We start from the raw sequence: 14,902 nt of genomic DNA, 5'->3' as shown, positions 1-14,902 counted from the left end.
ATTTCTGTGTTTTTCCACGGAAGACACCTTACTGGGGCTTCACGATCAGGTTGACCAGTCTGTTCTTCACCAAGATAGTCTTGACGATCTTCATGCCCTCGGTGGCCTTCTGGACCTTTTCCACAGCCAGGGCAGCGTCCACCACGGCCTTCTCCTCGCTGTCGGCGGGCATGGTGATGGTGCCCTTCAGCTTGCCGTTGACCTGGACGGCCATGTCCACGGTGGAAGCCACGGTCTTGCTCTCGTCATATGTGGGCCACTCCGCCTGACAGCACATCTTGCCGGTCTGGGCGGCAAATCCCAGCATCTCCCACAGCTCCTCGGTGATATGGGGAGCGAAGGGATTCAACAGCAGGAGCAGGTACTTCACATCGCCCTTGGTGACACCGTTGGCGCTCAGCTCGTTGACCATGGTCATCATGGCGGCGATGGCGGTGTTCATCTTCAGGTTATCGATATCGTCGGTGACCTTCTTGATGGTCTTGTGGATGATGGGCTCGTTGGCGGGGGTCACGTCATAGCTGTCAGAAGCGCCCTCGGCCAGGTTCCAGACACGGTCCAGGAACCGCTTGGAGCCCTTGACGGCCTCGGTGGACCAGATGGCCGCCTGCTCGAAGTCGCCCACGAACATGATATACAGGCGCATGGTATCGGCGCCGTACTGGGCCACGATGTCGTTGGGGTTCACCACGTTGCCCCGGGACTTGGACATCTTCTCGCCGCCCTCGCCCAGGATCATGCCGTGGCTGGTGCGCTTGGCGTAGGGCTCCTTGGTAGGCACCACGCCGATGTCGTACAGGAACTTATGCCAGAAGCGGCTGTACAGCAGGTGCAGGGTGGTGTGCTCCATGCCGCCGTTGTACCAGTCCACGGGAGACCAGTATTCCAGGGCCTCCTTGCTGGCCAGGGCCTTGTCGTTGTGGGGGTCCATATACCGCAGGAAGTACCAGCTGGAGCCGGCCCACTGGGGCATGGTGTCTGTCTCACGCTGGGCAGGACCGCCGCACTGGGGGCAGGTGGTGTTGACCCAGTCGGCCATCTTGGACAGGGGGGATTCGCCGGTATCGGTGACCTCGTAGCTGTCCACCTCGGGCAGCAGCAGGGGCAGCTGGTCCTCAGGCAGGGGCACCCAGCCGCACTTGGGGCAGTTCACCAGGGGGATGGGCTCGCCCCAGTAGCGCTGACGGGAGAACACCCAGTCGCGCAGCTTGAAGTTGGTCTTGGGGTGGCCAATGCCCTGCTCGGTGACCCACTTCTTCATGGTGGGGATGGCCTCCTTGACGGTCAGGCCGTCCAGGAAACCGGAGTTCACCATGATGCCGGTGTCGTCCTTCAGGGTAAATGCTTCTTTGGTGATGTCGCCGCCCTTGACCACCTCGATGATGGGCAGGCCGAACTTGGTGGCGAACTCCCAGTCGCGCTGGTCGTGGCCGGGCACGCCCATGACGATGCCGGTGCCGTAGCCCATCAGGACATAGTCGGAGACGAACAGGGGGACCTGCTTGCCGCTGGCGGGGTTGATGCCCTCGATGCCCTCCAGGCGGACGCCGGTCTTTTCCTTGTTCAGCTCGCCGCGCTCGAAGTCGGACTTATGGGCGGCCTCGTCCCGGTAAGCGGCCACCTCGTCCCAGTTCTTGATCTGGTCCTTCCACTGCTCCAGGAAGGGATGCTCAGGGGAGATGACCATGTAGGTCACGCCGAACAGGGTGTCGCAGCGGGTGGTGTAGACCGTCAGCTTGTCGCCGTTGGTGGCGGTGAAGTCCACCTCGGTACCCTCGGACCGGCCGATCCAGTTTCGCTGCTGGATCTTGACGCGGTTGATGAAGTCCACGTCCTCCAGGTCGTCGATCAGGCGGTCGGCGTACTTGGTGATGGCCAGCATCCACTGGCTCTTCTCCTTGCGGATGACCTCGCCGCCGCAGCGCTCGCAGACGCCCTCGACCACTTCCTCGTTGGCCAGGACGATCTTGCAGCTGGTGCACCAGTTGACGGGCATGGAGGCCTTGTAGGCCAGGCCCTTTTTGAACATCTGCAGGAAGATCCACTGGGTCCACTTGTAGTAATCGGGGTCGGTGGTGTTGACCTCACGGTCCCAGTCGAAGGAATAGCCCAGCATGTGGAGCTGCTTGCGGAAGTTCTCAATATTGTCGTGGGTCACCTTGGCGGGGTGGATATGGTTCTTGATGGCAAAGTTCTCCGTGGGCAGGCCAAAGGCGTCATAGCCGATGGGGAACAGGACGTTGTAGCCCTGCATCCGCTTCTTGCGGCAGATGATGTCCATAGCGGTGAAGGGCCGGGCGTGGCCCACATGGAGGCCCTGGCCGGAGGGGTAAGGGAACTCGATCAGGCCGAAGAACTTCTCCCGGGTGGTATCCCCGGTGACGGCGGTGAAGGGCTTTTCCTCCAGCCACTTCTGCTGCCACTTTTTCTCAATGGCGGTAAAATCGTATTTCATATTTTTCTCCCTTTCGGATGTGATTATAAAATCAAAACGCCCCTGAACCAAATGGCTCAGGGGCGTGGATAACGCGGTACCACCCTGCTTCAGCTGTCCAATGGACAGCCCTTGGGGGCCTGTAACGGGGCCAGCCGTTCCGCCTTACTGCGCGTTCAGGCGAAAGACTCCGGGACCAGTATACCGCAGGCTCCCCCACCGGCTCACACCAGCCGCCGGCTCTCTTTGGGCAGGATACCCGGGCTTTCTTCCCTTCAAAGTCGCTAACGCATTTATTTTATGAAGGTTTTGAATGTTTGTCAAGGAAAAAGGAAAAAATCCCCCTTTTTTTCGCAAACACTCAGTCTGCGGTCAGGACGCCGCCCAGGTCCAGGGGCTTGCCGTCGTGCCACAGGCGCCGCCCCACAAAATCTTTCGATTTTGCGGGGGCCACCGTGATCTGACTCAAATGGGCAGGCAGAGCCCGCCCATTTCAAGATTTTCGCTGCGCGAAAATGCTTGTACGCGCCACCTGGCGCGGAGACCACAGCTCAGTCAGCGGTCAGCACGCCGCCCAGGTCCAAGGGCTTGCCGTCGTGCCACAGGCGCTCCAGGGAGTAGAACTCCCGGGCCTCGGCGGAGAACACGTGGACCACCACGCAGCCGTAGTCCAGCAGGACCCAGGTGCCGTCCCGGTAGCCCTCCCGGCGCAGGGGCTTCTCCCCGGCCTGTTCATCCATGGCCTTCTCCACAGCGCCGCACAGGGCGTTGATCTGGGTGTTGGAGGTACCGGTGGCGATGACAAAGTAGTCCGCCAGGGTGGTCTGCTCCGTCACCTCGATGGCGGCGATCTCTTTGCCCTTCTTCTCGTCCAGGGCCTTGGCGGCAATGATGGCTAATTCTTTCGGTGTCATATCAGTTTCCTTTCCTCAGGCCGCGGGCTGCGGCTCCATGATGATGAAATCGGGATTCTCCGGCTCCGCCGGGGTCTCCGGGGTGGTCTGGGGCGTCTCTCCGCCGCCCTCCGGCGGGGTCACAGGGTCTGTTGTGATGCCCGGGTCTGTTGTTCCGGGGTCTGTGGTGCCGGGGTCGGTGGTCCCGGGGTCCGCAGGGCCGGGATCAGCGGGCTCTCCGGTACCGGGCTCCACTACGATGGGCGTCTCCGGATCAATGGGGTTGCCGTTTTCGTCCACCATAGGCTCTTCAACGGGGTCGCTCTGGGTGGGCTTCACCGGCGGCACCGCCGCCTTGCTGTCCTCCACATATCCTGTGGTGGAACGGAGGCTGCCGTTGGCATTGACGGACATGATGTCCAGATCGCTGAGGGTAAAGGTCTCCACGAAGGGACTCAGCTTGTTGTTGACGATGTCCAGCAGCTCATTGGCGATGGGGACCACGTAGGACAGGTTCTGGTTGTAGCTCCGGCTCCAGGCGGAAACGCCCTTCCAGGGCATGGTGAGGAATTCCACATTCTCCACGCTGAGACCTCCGGAGACCGCGGACTTGCCGAACCACAAAATTTCCTGGAAGCTCAGGTCCGTCTCCACGCACTCCTGGAACACCTTGGCGATCTTGCCGATGTTCATCACATTGGCGGGCTTCATCAGCTGCTGGATCACCGCCTTCAGGAAGTTCTGCTGGACCTCCATACGACCGCTGTCGCCGATGCCGCCGGTATTGCCGTAGGGGCTGCCGGGGTCGTTCTTCCGCCAGCGGATGACCTGCATGGCGTCGTCACCGCTCAGCAGACGGTAGCCCTTGGCCTGCTCGATGACCAGGTCCTGGTAGGGGTCGTGGTAGTCCATATTATAGGGAACATCAAAGTACACGCCGCCGATGGCGTCCACCAGCTTGCCCACGGCCTCCCATTCCACCACCACCTGGTAATCCGGCTCAAAGCCCACCAGCTGGGCGATCTCCTTGTACAGGGCCTGGATGCCCTTGTCGCCGCCGTTGTGCATATTGTAGACGGAGTTGATCTTCTTCACATCCCAGCTGACATTCACCATGGTGTCCCGGGGGATGGACATGACCATGGCTTTCTGGTTGGTCACATCATAGCTTGCCAGCAGCATGGTGTCCGTATTCCCGCCGCCGCCGGTATCCCGGCCCAAAATCAAGACGGTGTAGTAATCCGCACTCTTGCGCTCGCCATCGGCCCTGGGACGGACGCCGTCGCCGTAGTCAATGGCCTCCTCCTGCGCGTTTTCGCCTTTCTTGTCGTTGTTCTTCTTGTTCTCCACATCCGGGCGGACGAACAGGCTCTGACAGGCCGCCACCACCGCCAGCACGATGGCCAGACAAATGGCGATGACCAGCAGGACCTTCTGCTGCCCGGTCAGCCGACTGGGCTTTTTCGGTTTTTTCTGTTTCGGCGCTGCAGCCGCCACGCGCTTTCCTGTCTCTCTAGCCACGTCTCTCTATCCTTTCAATGCGTCCCGCGCCTCAACGGTGGCGTGGTGCACGGGGTTCCCCATTGCGGTCATTTCCTCGATGGTCATCTCCAGGCCCTTCAAAAGGCCCTTGTCCAGATCCTCATAACACACATTCCGCAGTTCGTCCACCCCGGGGAAGTCCCGGGAGGGCTCGATATAGTCCGCCAGATAGATGATCTTTTCCAGCTTTGTCATGTCGGCATGGCCGGTGGTGTGGTACCAGATGGCGCTGTAAATCTCGTCATCCACTCCGAATACATCCCTGGCGATGGCCGCACCGGTCTTGGAGTGCAGCAGCTTCAGGGCCTTTTGTTCCAGCTCGTCCAGCCGGATGCCGTATTTCGCGCAAAGGGCCAGCTGCTCCTCCATGCTGAGCTTTTTCGTGCAGTCGTGGAGCAATGCCGCCACACGGGCCTTTTCCACATCGGCGCCATACCGCTCCGCCAGACGGGCCGCCTCCTGCTCCGTGCCCAGTACATGGAGGATGCGCTTGTGCTTCAGATAGCTGAGGGCCACCGGCCGCAGCTGCTCCAGTGGCAGGTGCTTCAGGTCCGCGCCGGTGTGATACAGGCCCTCCCGCAGGATATAGCCGTATACCGCCGGGGCCAGGAGGTCGCTTCCCTGCCCCGCTTTCAGCTTCTCCCGCAGCTCCGTGGAGGAAACCTCCACCACACCGGGGATGCTCAGGGTCCGGATGCTGGCCTGGGGCCAGGTCCGGCACAGGTACTCCCGCTGGACTGCGAAGGACGACTCCGTATCCGCGGCTCTGCGGCCGAAGGCGGCAATGTTCACCAGAGACAGTACCCGCTCCGGCTCGTGCCAGGTCTGGAGGCTCAGGAACATATCCGTTCCCATCAGCAGCCACAGCTCGTCCTCCGGGTACTGGGCTTTCAGGGCCGCCAGCGTGTCGGAGGTATAGCTCCGCCCCTCCCGGCGCAGCTCCAGGTCCAGGACCTCCACCCGGTCTCCCAGCTCCGTGGCCTCCGCCGCCAGACGGGTCATCTCCAGCCGCTGGGCCGCCGTGGGGCTGCCGGCGGGCAGTTCCTTGTGGGGCGGCAGGCCCGCCGGGATCAGCAGCAGCCGGTCCAGGCCCAGCAGTGCAAAGGCCTCCCTTGCCGCCGTGATGTGGCCCAGGTGGGGCGGATTGAAGGTACCGCCGAAGATACCGATCTTCATGGATTCGCCTTCTTTTTGGCAGGCCTCACCAGCTGGATGCGCCTCTCCTTGGGCTTGGAATGGGTCTCCCGGTACAGCACGAACTTGGTGCCGATGACCTGGACCACCTCGCTGCGGGTGGCCTTGGCCAGTTCCTCCGCCGCCAGACGGGCGTCGTATTCGATGTTGTTGTCCAGGACCTTGCCCTTGATGAGCTCCCGGGCCTCCAGGGCATCGTCGGCCTGCTTCACAAGATTCTCGCTGATGCCGTCCTTGCCGATGTGGATAATGGTGTCGATGCTGTTTGCCAGGCTCCGCAGCTGGGAGCGCTGTTTACTTGTCAGTTCCATAAATGCTCTCCTATTGATCTATGATAATAGACGCTTACTTTTTTAAATAAGTTTCCAGTTTTTCAACAAAAGCTGCCAGCGCCCTGCCGCGATGGGAAATGGCACTCTTCTCCTCCGCCGTCAGCTGGCCGAAGGTCTTTTTCAGCTCCGGCACGAAGAACACCGGGTCGTAGCCGAAGCCGTCCTCCCCCATGGGGGCGAAGGCAATGGTGCCGTCGCAGCGGCCCTCCGCCGTCAGTTCGTCACCGTTGGGGAAGGCGCAGGCGATGGCACAGGCGAAGTGTGCCGCCCGGGTGGGCTGGCCCCGCATGTTGTTCAGCAGCAGCATATAACGGCCCTTGTCGTCCAGGCCCTCGCCGCCGTACCGGGCGGAATAGACGCCGGGACCACCGTTGAGGGCGTCCACGCAGAGGCCGGAGTCATCGGCGATGGCAGGCAGTTTTGCCGCCGCGCAGATGGCTTTCGCCTTCAGCATGGCGTTTTCCGCAAAGGTGGTGCCGGTCTCCTCCACGTCCACGGTGATGCCCAGGTCCCTGGGGCTGACCACCTCCACGCCGAAGCGGGCCAGGATAGCGCCCATCTCTTTCAGCTTGCCCGGATTGTGGGTGGCAAGTACAAACTTCATCTCTGTTCCTCCAATTCGCGCAGGCGGTCCAGATGGCGGTTCCGCAGGGTCAGCACCAGGTCGATGGAGACCATGCAGATGTCCAGCAGATAGACCGCGATCACATAGGTAATATTCCCGCTGATGAATTTTCCGATCACGCCGCAGACATAGCCCACGATGATACAGCATTCAAAAAGGATGCTCTTTCCCCTGGCCGTGCGGGACCGGAGCGATTTCGCGATATTAAAAGGCCAGGACACGCCGAAGCACAGCAGCATGATGGTCTCAAACACCTGTGCCATGAGCACTCACTCCTCCAAAACCGCTTTCTGGATCGCCAGCAGTTCCCGGTTGCCCTTGGCGCACAGGCGGACCAGCTCCTGCTGCTCGGTCAGGGTGAAGGCCCGGCCCTCACCGGTGCCCTGGAGCTCAATGATCTCCCCCAGCTCGTTCATCACGCAGTTCAGGTCTACCTGGGCGCGGCTGTCCTCGCTGTACTGCAGGTCCAGCATGGCCCGCTCACCCACGATGCCGGCGGAGACGCCGGTGACATAGTGGCGGATGGGGCTGGAGGCCAGGTCACCTCGCTCCACCAGCTTGCGGCAGGCCAGGGCCAATGCGATGAAGCCGCCGGTAACGGAGGCGGTGCGGGTGCCGCCGTCTCCCTGGAGCACGTCGCAGTCGATGGTGATGGTGTGCTCGCCCAGCTTGCTCATATCCACGGCGGCCCGCAGGGACCGGCCCACCAGCCGCTGGATCTCCGCGCTGCGGGGGCTGAGCTTCAATTTGGAAACATCCCGCTTGCTGCGCTCCCGGTTGGCACGGGGCAGCATGGAATACTCGGCGGTGACCCAGCCCTCGCCCTCGGGGACATGGGGCGGAGTACGGTCCTCCACGCTGGCACAGCAGAGGACCTTGGTGTCGCCGCACTCAATGAGGCAGCTGCCCTCCGCGAATTTCACGAAATCGGTGGTGATCTTGATGGGGCGCAGCTCGTCCAGCGCCCGTCCGTCTTGTCTGGTCATATGTTATCCTCTTTATGTCATTGGTAATTAGGTGGGAATCGAATTTCCCTCCCAGGGATCAGATGATGGCTTCCACGTAAGAGCGGGCGTCGAAGGGACGCAGGTCGTCGATGCCCTCGCCCACACCGGCCAGCTTCACGGGCACCCCCAGCTCCCGGGCGATGGCGATGACGATGCCGCCCTTGGCGGTGCCGTCCAGCTTGGTGAGGACGATGCCGGTGAGACCGGCGGCCTCCTTGAACTGCTTGGCCTGGATCAGGCCGTTCTGGCCGGTGGTGGCGTCCAGCACCAGCAGGGTCTCCCGGGCGGCGCCAGGGCACTCCCGGTCGATGATCTTGCTGAGTTTTGAAAGTTCCGCCATCAGGTTGGACTTGTTATGGAGCCGGCCGGCAGTGTCGCACAGCACCACGTCCACACCTCTGGCCTTGGCAGCCTGAAGGGCATCGAAGAGGACCGCGCCGGGGTCGGCGCCCTCATGCTGGCGCACCAGTTCGCAGCCAGCCCGCTCCGACCAGATCTCCAGCTGGTCGGCGGCAGCAGCCCGGAAGGTGTCCGCCGCACAGAACAGGACCCGCTTGCCCTCACCTTTCAGCTGGTGGCCCAGCTTGCCGATGGATGTGGTCTTACCCACGCCGTTGACACCAATGAACAGCACCACACTGGGGGTGGTGGACAGGTCCAGAGCCGTGTTCTCCACGGAGATCTCCTCCACCAGGATGTCCCGCAGGGCCGCCCGGACTTCCTCCTGGTCGTGGAGTTTTTCCTTGCGGACCTTCGTCCGCAGTTTCTCCACCGCGTCCAGGGCGGTGTCCATGCCCAGGTCCGCCAGGATCAGGGTCTCCTCCAGTTCCTCGAAGAAGGCCTCGTCGGCCTCCGTGAAGCCAGAGAACAGGTTTGCGGTAATTTTTTTCAGTTTATCAAAAAAGCCCATAGTTTCCTCCTAAAATAAGGAATTTGAACGGGGAGTCTTATCCCAGTCATATGCTCTGCCGCAGCGCTTGCAGTGACTTCCGGGGGAACGTCCCAGCGGGGCACCGCACTCCGGGCAGCGGCACATACCATAATAAACCAACAGTCCCACAACCAGCGGCACAAGACCGATGGCCATCAGCACTCCTATGCCGAAGTAGCCGACAACCGCCAGCAACACCCCCAGCACCATCAGCGCGATACTGAGGGTCAGCCATTTTTTCAGGCTCATGAGCAGTCCCCCTTACTTGATCTTCAGTTCCTTCTCCATATCATTCAGGTTGATGGTCAGCATCTTGCTGACACCCTGCTCCTGCATATCGTCGTCGCAAAGTCCACTGAGCTCCGTTTCCGCTGACTGCGAAAACTGCGCTCGTTCCCTTGCTCCTCCTCTTCCCACCGCAACCGCTCTGCTGGGTTGCGGCGGGAGCCCTGTCAGGGCGTCACCATGCCTTACTTGATCTTCAGCTCCTTCTCCATATCGTTCAGATTGATGGTCAGGATCTTACTGACACCCTGCTCCTGCATGGTGACGCCGTAGAGGACGTCGGCCTCCTCCATGGTGCCCCGGCGGTGGGTGATGACGATGAACTGGGTCTTCCCCGAAAGCCGCCGCATGTAGCGGGCCACCCGGATGACGTTGGGCTCGTCCAGAGCGGCCTCGATCTCGTCCATGACGCAGAAGGGCGTGGGATGGACCTTCAAAATGGCGAAGTACAGGGCGATGGCCACGAAGGCCTTCTCGCCGCCGGACAGCAGAGAGATGGTCTTGAGGGTCTTCCCGGGCGGCTGGGCCTTGATCTCGATGCCGCAGCCCAGAATGTCGTTCTCGTCCTCTAGCTCCAGCCGGGCCTGACCGCCGCCGAAGAGGTCGGTGAAGGTGGTCTGGAAGCTCTCGTTGATGAGCTTGAACTGCTCCGAGAAAATGGCGGTCATCTGGCCGGTGATCTCCTCGATGATGCCGCCCAACTCCTCCTTGGCCTTCTCCACGTCGTTGCGCTGCTCCGTCAGGTAGGTGTAGCGGCCGTTGACCCGGTCGAATTCCTCGATGGCGCCGATGTTGATGGTGCCCAGGCCCTTGATGTCCCGCTTCAGCTCGCCGATGCGGCGGGCGGCCTTGGGGACGCTCTCCAGCTCAATGCGGATGGCCGAGGCATCGGAGTGGCTCAGCTCGTAGTCTTCCCACAGCCGGTCCAGGATCTGCTTTTCCTCCATGGCGGAGGTGGCCTTCTTCTGCTCCAGACGGCTCACCGCCCGCTCCAGGTTCAGCAGGTCCTCGTTCATGTCCTGGCTCCGTTTGTTCTGGGCGGTGCGCTCCGCCTCCAGGGCCAGCTTCTCCCCGTTCAGGGCCGTCAGGCGGTCCTTGCAGGACTGGCCCTGTTGGGCCAGGTCCGCCAGCGTCTCCTTCCGCCGGGCGATCTCCGCCTCCGCATCATCGATGTTCTGCTGGTAAGAACGGACCGTCTCCTCCTTCTGGGTCCGGTCGCCGGTCAGGTCCGCCGCCAGCTGCCGCAGATCGGCGGCCCGGCGGAGGGCGGCTTCCCGCTCTGCGGTAAGGGCGGCCAACTCGGCCTTCCTGCCGGTGATCTCCTCCGTCAGGGCGCCGGACTGGGCCAGCAGCTCGGACTGGCCGGAGAGGGCTTCCTCCGCTTTGGTACGGAAGCCGGCAGCCAGAGTCTCCTGCTCCGCCACCGCCTTTTCCTCCTCGGCGGAGCGGGCGGCGTTGTCGGTAAGGCGGCCCGTCAGGCTGACCAGCTCACCCTCCAGATTTTCCAGATTGTCCCGCAGGGACCGCAGGAGGATATCGAAATGGTTTTTGGAACCCTCCAGGCGCAGGACCTCGTCCTCGGCCTGACGGCGCTGGGCCTCGGCGGTCTCCAACTCGTAGCGGGCGGCGGCCAACTCCCGGGCCGCTGCCTCCTCGTCCCGCTGGGCGGCGGCCAGCTTCTCATGCATGGAAGCTGCCCGTCCGTTGAGGGTCTTCAGCTCGGCGGCGCGGCTCAGCACACCGGCACTGCGGCTGGTGGAGCCGCCGGTCATGGAGCCGCCCCGGTTGATGACCTGGCCGTCCAGGGTCACGATGCGGAAGGCGTTGCGGTACTTCCGGGCCATGGCGATGCCGCAGTCCATATCCTCCACGATGACCGTGCGGCCCAGGAGGGAGTTGAAAATGTTCTGATATTTTCCGTCAAACTCCACCAAACGGGAGGCCAGGCCCACAAAGCCGAACTCGTCCTCCACACCGCGCTCCCGCAGCTCGTCGCCCCGGATAGCAGTCAGGGGCAGAAAGGTAGCACGGCCGCCGTCCCGCTGCTTTAAGAAATTGATGGCCGCCTTGGCGTCCTCCTCCCGGTCCACCACGATGTTCTGGAGCCCCGCCCCCAGGGCGATCTCAATGGCCAGGCTGTACTTCTGATCGGTCTTCATCAGGCTGGCCACGGGGCCGTGGATGCCCCGCAGGCTGCCCCTGGCCTGCATGACCACCTTGACGGCCTTGGAGAAGCCCTCGTACTCCTTCTCCATCTCCGTCAGCAGGCGGATGCGGTTGTCCAGGGCGCCCACGTCCATGGTCAGCTTCACCCGCTGCTCCGACGCGGCGGCGGCCTTCTTCTCCCGCTCCTCCATGCGGAGGGTGTGGCCCGCGATGATATTGGCGGCGGCGGTGGCCTCATCCTGCGCGTCCTCCAGAGCGCGGCGATTGGATTTCGCCTGCTTTTCCGTCTCCGCCAGCTGCTCCTCAGCGGCGGCTTTGTCGGCCTCCACCGTTTCCTTTCGCTCCGCGATCTGGCCGTTTTCGGCGGCGATGGCCGCCAACTCGGCACGCCGGTCAGCGGCTGCGGCAGTGGCGATGGCCTCCTGTGCCCGCAGAGACTCCGCCGCGTTCTGGGCGCCGCCTGCCTGCTCGGCGGCGGCACGGGCCTGCTCCAGCAGGGTGTCCAGAGCGGCGTTCAGCTCCGTCAGCTGGCGGTCGATCTCGGAAATACGGGTCTCCTGCTCCGATGCCTGCTGTTCCAGACCTCCGGCACGGCTGTCGGTCTCATCCAGCTCCCGGCGGGCCCGGTCAATGTTCTCCCGGTTGTGGACGATGGCGCTCTCCAGCACTGCCACGGCGGACTCCTGCTCCTTCACCTGGCCGTCCAGCTGGGCGGCCTCGGTGCGGATGCGCTCCGCTTCCATGTCCTTCTGCCGCATTTTCTCGCCGAACTGCTCTCCCTCGGCATAGAGGGCATCCAATGCGGTGCGGGCCTCGTCCCGTTGTGTCTCGGCGGCCCGCAGATCAGATTCCAGTTTCCGGGCATCCATTTTCAGCTTGTCCAGATTCTCCAGCCACACGGAGATCTCCAGCAGGCGCAGCTCATCCCGGAGGACCAGATACTTCTTGGCCGTTTCGGACTGCTGCCGCAAAGGCTCCACCTGCAGCTCCAGCTCGGCGATCTTGTCGTTGATGCGGACCAGATTCTCCTCCGTGCGCTCCAGCTTCCGCTCCGCCTCCTCCTTCCGGTGGCGGAACTTGGAGATGCCGGCGGCCTCCTCGAAGATCTCCCGGCGCTCGCCGCTCTTTGCGGACAGGATCTCATCGATCTTGCCCTGGCCGATGATGGAGTAGCCCTCCCGGCCCAGGCCCGTGTCCATGAACAGCTCCGTCACGTCCTTCAGGCGGACGGACTGGCGGTTGATGTAATATTCGCTCTCCCCGCTGCGATAATACCGGCGGGTGACGGAGACCTCGCTCTCCTCCATGGTGGGGAAAATGTGCTCCGTGTTGTCGATGACCAGCGTCACCTGGGCAAACCCCACCGGGGGCCGCTTTTCAGTACCGCTGAAGATCACGTCCTCCATTTTGGCGCCCCGGAGGGCCTTGGCGCTCTGCTCACCCATGACCCAGCGGATGGCGTCGGAAATGTTGGACTTTCCGGAGCCGTTGGGCCCCACCACGGCGGTGATGTCCTCTGCGAAGTTCAGGACCGTTTTGTCAGGGAATGCCTTGAATCCCTGGATCTCCAATGCTTTCAGATACACAGCGTCACCTCATACAGATCAACATACTTTAACTAGAATACTATAACAGACAAGGCGCCGTATTTCAAGGCAAAATCCATGAAAGGCCGGGCTTTTCTCGGGTATTCCATGGGAACCGCAGGAGGCAAGGCGTGATACTCAAACCAGATCTCGACATTTCCGGAAGATCATGTTATTCTATTAAAAGAATAGCGATATGGAAAGGAGTACACTCTGTGCGAAGCAAAGAGCCGCGTCTTGTCATCTCGTTCCACACCACAGCAGAGGCCATGGCCACGGAGCGGTTGTGCCGTCAGAACGGTCTGGAGGGCAAGCTGATCTCCGTGCCCCGGAGCATCACCTCCGACTGCGGTCTGGCCTGGTCCGCACCGGCTTCCCTGCGGGAGACCCTGGAAACCCTGCTGAACCGACACGCTGTGGAAGCTGCGGGATATCACGAGCTGCTGCTTTAATTTTTTCGTACATCGATATTCTTTTCAAAAAATATCGCAAAGCAATGTTTTAGGAGTGTGAGCTATGAAAGAAAAGAAATGGCTGAAAAGCTACGGACTGATCATTCTGACCGGTATCGTGGTGGGCATTGCCGCGCTGGTGCTGACCGCCGCCGGCAACCCCAAGAACATGGGCTTCTGCATCGCCTGCTTTGAGCGCGATATCGCCGGCGCTCTGGGTCTCCACAGTGCGGGTAAGGTCCAGTACATGCGTCCCGAGATCATCGGCATCGTGCTGGGCTCCATGGCAGCCGCCCTGGCCGCCAAGGAGTTCCGGGCCAGAGCCGGTTCCTCCCCCGCCATCCGCTTCATTCTGGGCCTGTTCGTCATGATCGGTGCTCTGGTGTTCCTGGGCTGCCCCCTGCGTATGGTCATCCGCCTGGGCGGCGGCGACCTGACCGCCGTCATCGGCCTGCTGGGCTTCCTGGTGGGCATCCTGGTGGGTGTGGTGTTCCTGAAAAAGGGCTTCTCCCTGGGACGGGCCTATGCCGTCCGCAAGAGCGAGGGCTTTATGCTGCCCGGCGTCATGGTGCTGCTGCTGGTGCTGCTGGTGGCCGCTCCCCAGCTGCTGAAGTCCTCTGAGGAGGGCCCCGGCTCCATGCGGGCTTTCTGGGTCATCTCCCTGGTGGCCGGCCTGATCGTGGGTCTGATGGCCCAGCGCAGCCGCCTGTGCATGGCCGGCGGCCTGCGGGACGCCTTCATGCTGCGGGACTTCACCCTGCTGTCCGGCTTCCTGGCCATTTGGGTCACCATTACCATCGGCAACCTGATCATGGGCAAGTACAACCTGGGCATGCTGTCTCAGCCCATCGCCCACACCCAGCACCTGTGGTCCTTCCTGGGCATGGCTCTGGCCGGCTGGGGCTCCATCCTGCTGGGCGGCTGCCCCCTGCGCCAGTTGATCCTGGCCGGTGAGGGCAACGGCGACTCCGCCGTCACCGTCCTGGGCATGGTGGTCGGTGCCGCTATCGCCCACAACTTCGGCATGGCCGGCAATCCCGACAGCGTGGTGGACGGCGTCTACAAGGTGGGCGGCACTTCCACTGTCGGCATGGCAGCTGTGATCCTGGGCTTCGTGGTCCTGGCTGTCATTTCCGTCACTCATCTGCCCGGAAAGGAGAATGCGTAATGGTCGATACAAGAGGTCTTTCCTGCCCCATCCCCGTGGTGATGGTCCAGCAGGCCATCAAGAAGGACGCTCCCGCCAAGCTGGAGGTTCTGGCTGACGCCAAGGTGGCTGTGGAAAACATCACTCGCCTGGCGACCACCAGCGGCTATCAGGTGTCCGTGGTCGAAGACGGTCTTGATTTCAAGCTGACCCTGACCAAATAACATACAAAACCGCAGGCCGGGAGTTTTCAAGGAAAACTCCCGGCCTTGTTATCAGTTTGTTGCTTTTTGTTGGGGATTTGTGGT

15 protein-coding genes and 1 other annotated feature are annotated in these 14,902 nt (G+C 62.1%); of the genes, 3 read left to right on the top strand and 12 right to left on the bottom strand.

Annotation, left to right across the window (positions count from 1 at the left end):
* Positions 1-28: 28 nt before the first annotated feature.
* The 12 genes from leuS to smc all read right to left on the bottom strand — a co-directional run bounded on the left by leuS (position 29) and on the right by smc (position 12,995).
* Entirely contained in the window at positions 29-2,455 is a 2,427-nt protein-coding gene (gene leuS / locus JQM66_RS06000; RefSeq protein ID WP_235228980.1) for a leucine--tRNA ligase, read from the bottom strand.
* A gap of 55 nt (positions 2,456-2,510) precedes the next feature.
* Positions 2,511-2,722, bottom strand: a binding site (T-box leader).
* A 263-nt stretch (positions 2,723-2,985) separates the two neighbouring features.
* The gene (gene rsfS, locus JQM66_RS05995; protein ID WP_235228979.1) at positions 2,986-3,348 is read right to left on the bottom strand and encodes a ribosome silencing factor; all 363 of its coding nucleotides are present in this window, start codon (positions 3,346-3,348) and stop codon (positions 2,986-2,988) included.
* A 15-nt stretch (positions 3,349-3,363) separates the two neighbouring features.
* A complete protein-coding gene (locus tag JQM66_RS05990) occupies positions 3,364-4,848 on the bottom strand; it encodes an LCP family protein (RefSeq protein ID WP_235228978.1) in 1,485 nt (494 codons plus the stop codon).
* 6 nt (positions 4,849-4,854) lie between these two features.
* Positions 4,855-6,045, bottom strand: a complete 1,191-nt coding sequence (gene nadD, locus JQM66_RS05985) for a nicotinate (nicotinamide) nucleotide adenylyltransferase (protein WP_235228977.1) — start codon at positions 6,043-6,045, stop codon at positions 4,855-4,857.
* Positions 6,042-6,374 carry a ribosome assembly RNA-binding protein YhbY gene (gene yhbY / locus JQM66_RS05980; protein WP_235228976.1) on the bottom strand — a complete coding sequence of 111 codons (333 nt, stop codon included), beginning with the start codon at positions 6,372-6,374 and terminating at the stop codon, positions 6,042-6,044. Before yhbY ends, nadD begins: the two co-directional genes overlap by 4 nt.
* A gap of 34 nt (positions 6,375-6,408) precedes the next feature.
* Positions 6,409-6,999: an XTP/dITP diphosphatase gene (locus JQM66_RS05975; RefSeq protein ID WP_235228975.1), complete on the bottom strand. Its 591-nt coding sequence runs from the start codon at positions 6,997-6,999 to the stop codon at positions 6,409-6,411.
* The gene (locus tag JQM66_RS05970) at positions 6,996-7,283 is read right to left on the bottom strand and encodes a hypothetical protein (RefSeq protein ID WP_235228974.1); all 288 of its coding nucleotides are present in this window, start codon (positions 7,281-7,283) and stop codon (positions 6,996-6,998) included. The genes JQM66_RS05975 and JQM66_RS05970 overlap by 4 nt, the downstream gene beginning before the upstream one ends.
* A 6-nt stretch (positions 7,284-7,289) precedes the next feature.
* Positions 7,290-8,006 (bottom strand): ribonuclease PH, encoded by a 717-nt coding sequence (gene rph, locus JQM66_RS05965; protein ID WP_235228973.1) that lies wholly within the window; start codon positions 8,004-8,006, stop codon positions 7,290-7,292.
* A 58-nt stretch (positions 8,007-8,064) separates the two neighbouring features.
* A complete protein-coding gene (ftsY, locus tag JQM66_RS05960; protein WP_235228972.1) occupies positions 8,065-8,937 on the bottom strand; it encodes a signal recognition particle-docking protein FtsY in 873 nt (290 codons plus the stop codon).
* Between the two features lie 9 nt (positions 8,938-8,946).
* The gene (locus JQM66_RS05955; RefSeq protein WP_235228971.1) at positions 8,947-9,207 is read right to left on the bottom strand and encodes a hypothetical protein; all 261 of its coding nucleotides are present in this window, start codon (positions 9,205-9,207) and stop codon (positions 8,947-8,949) included.
* A gap of 12 nt (positions 9,208-9,219) precedes the next feature.
* Positions 9,220-9,375, bottom strand: coding sequence for a hypothetical protein (locus JQM66_RS05950; protein ID WP_235228970.1), 156 nt, complete (start codon positions 9,373-9,375; stop codon positions 9,220-9,222).
* Positions 9,376-9,428: 53 nt separating this feature from the next.
* The gene (smc, locus tag JQM66_RS05945) at positions 9,429-12,995 is read right to left on the bottom strand and encodes a chromosome segregation protein SMC (RefSeq protein ID WP_235228969.1); all 3,567 of its coding nucleotides are present in this window, start codon (positions 12,993-12,995) and stop codon (positions 9,429-9,431) included.
* Positions 12,996-13,210: 215 nt separating this feature from the next.
* Between smc and JQM66_RS05940 the strand changes: the two genes are divergently transcribed.
* From JQM66_RS05940 to JQM66_RS05930, 3 genes are all read left to right on the top strand, one after another.
* Positions 13,211-13,447: a DUF3343 domain-containing protein gene (locus tag JQM66_RS05940; RefSeq protein WP_235228968.1), complete on the top strand. Its 237-nt coding sequence runs from the start codon at positions 13,211-13,213 to the stop codon at positions 13,445-13,447.
* A gap of 64 nt (positions 13,448-13,511) precedes the next feature.
* The gene (gene yedE / locus JQM66_RS05935) at positions 13,512-14,615 is read left to right on the top strand and encodes a YedE family putative selenium transporter (RefSeq protein ID WP_235228967.1); all 1,104 of its coding nucleotides are present in this window, start codon (positions 13,512-13,514) and stop codon (positions 14,613-14,615) included.
* Positions 14,615-14,818: a sulfurtransferase TusA family protein gene (locus JQM66_RS05930; protein ID WP_235228966.1), complete on the top strand. Its 204-nt coding sequence runs from the start codon at positions 14,615-14,617 to the stop codon at positions 14,816-14,818. Before yedE ends, JQM66_RS05930 begins: the two co-directional genes overlap by 1 nt.
* Positions 14,819-14,902: the final 84 nt, after the last annotated feature.

It is taken from the genome of Oscillibacter valericigenes, from assembly GCF_021531915.1.
GTDB classification, from domain to species: domain Bacteria; phylum Bacillota; class Clostridia; order Oscillospirales; family Oscillospiraceae; genus Oscillibacter; species Oscillibacter valericigenes_A.
The sequence above is the reverse complement of the archived record's forward strand: the minus strand, read 5'-3'. Positions and strand labels throughout refer to the sequence as shown.

What these genes read in the sequence shown, in the direction of transcription:
- leuS (WP_235228980.1), bottom strand. Translation starts at nt 2,455, where the DNA reads ATGAAATACGATTTTACCGCCATTGAGAAAAAGTGGCAGCAGAAGTGG.
- rsfS (WP_235228979.1), bottom strand. Translation starts at nt 3,348, where the DNA reads ATGACACCGAAAGAATTAGCCATCATTGCCGCCAAGGCCCTGGACGAG.
- nadD (WP_235228977.1), bottom strand. Translation starts at nt 6,045, where the DNA reads ATGAAGATCGGTATCTTCGGCGGTACCTTCAATCCGCCCCACCTGGGC.
- yhbY (WP_235228976.1), bottom strand. Translation starts at nt 6,374, where the DNA reads ATGGAACTGACAAGTAAACAGCGCTCCCAGCTGCGGAGCCTGGCAAAC.
- JQM66_RS05975 (WP_235228975.1), bottom strand. Translation starts at nt 6,999, where the DNA reads ATGAAGTTTGTACTTGCCACCCACAATCCGGGCAAGCTGAAAGAGATG.
- JQM66_RS05970 (WP_235228974.1), bottom strand. Translation starts at nt 7,283, where the DNA reads ATGGCACAGGTGTTTGAGACCATCATGCTGCTGTGCTTCGGCGTGTCC.
- rph (WP_235228973.1), bottom strand. Translation starts at nt 8,006, where the DNA reads ATGACCAGACAAGACGGACGGGCGCTGGACGAGCTGCGCCCCATCAAG.
- ftsY (WP_235228972.1), bottom strand. Translation starts at nt 8,937, where the DNA reads ATGGGCTTTTTTGATAAACTGAAAAAAATTACCGCAAACCTGTTCTCT.
- JQM66_RS05955 (WP_235228971.1), bottom strand. Translation starts at nt 9,207, where the DNA reads ATGAGCCTGAAAAAATGGCTGACCCTCAGTATCGCGCTGATGGTGCTG.
- yedE (WP_235228967.1), top strand. Translation starts at nt 13,512, where the DNA reads ATGAAAGAAAAGAAATGGCTGAAAAGCTACGGACTGATCATTCTGACC.
- JQM66_RS05930 (WP_235228966.1), top strand. Translation starts at nt 14,615, where the DNA reads ATGGTCGATACAAGAGGTCTTTCCTGCCCCATCCCCGTGGTGATGGTC.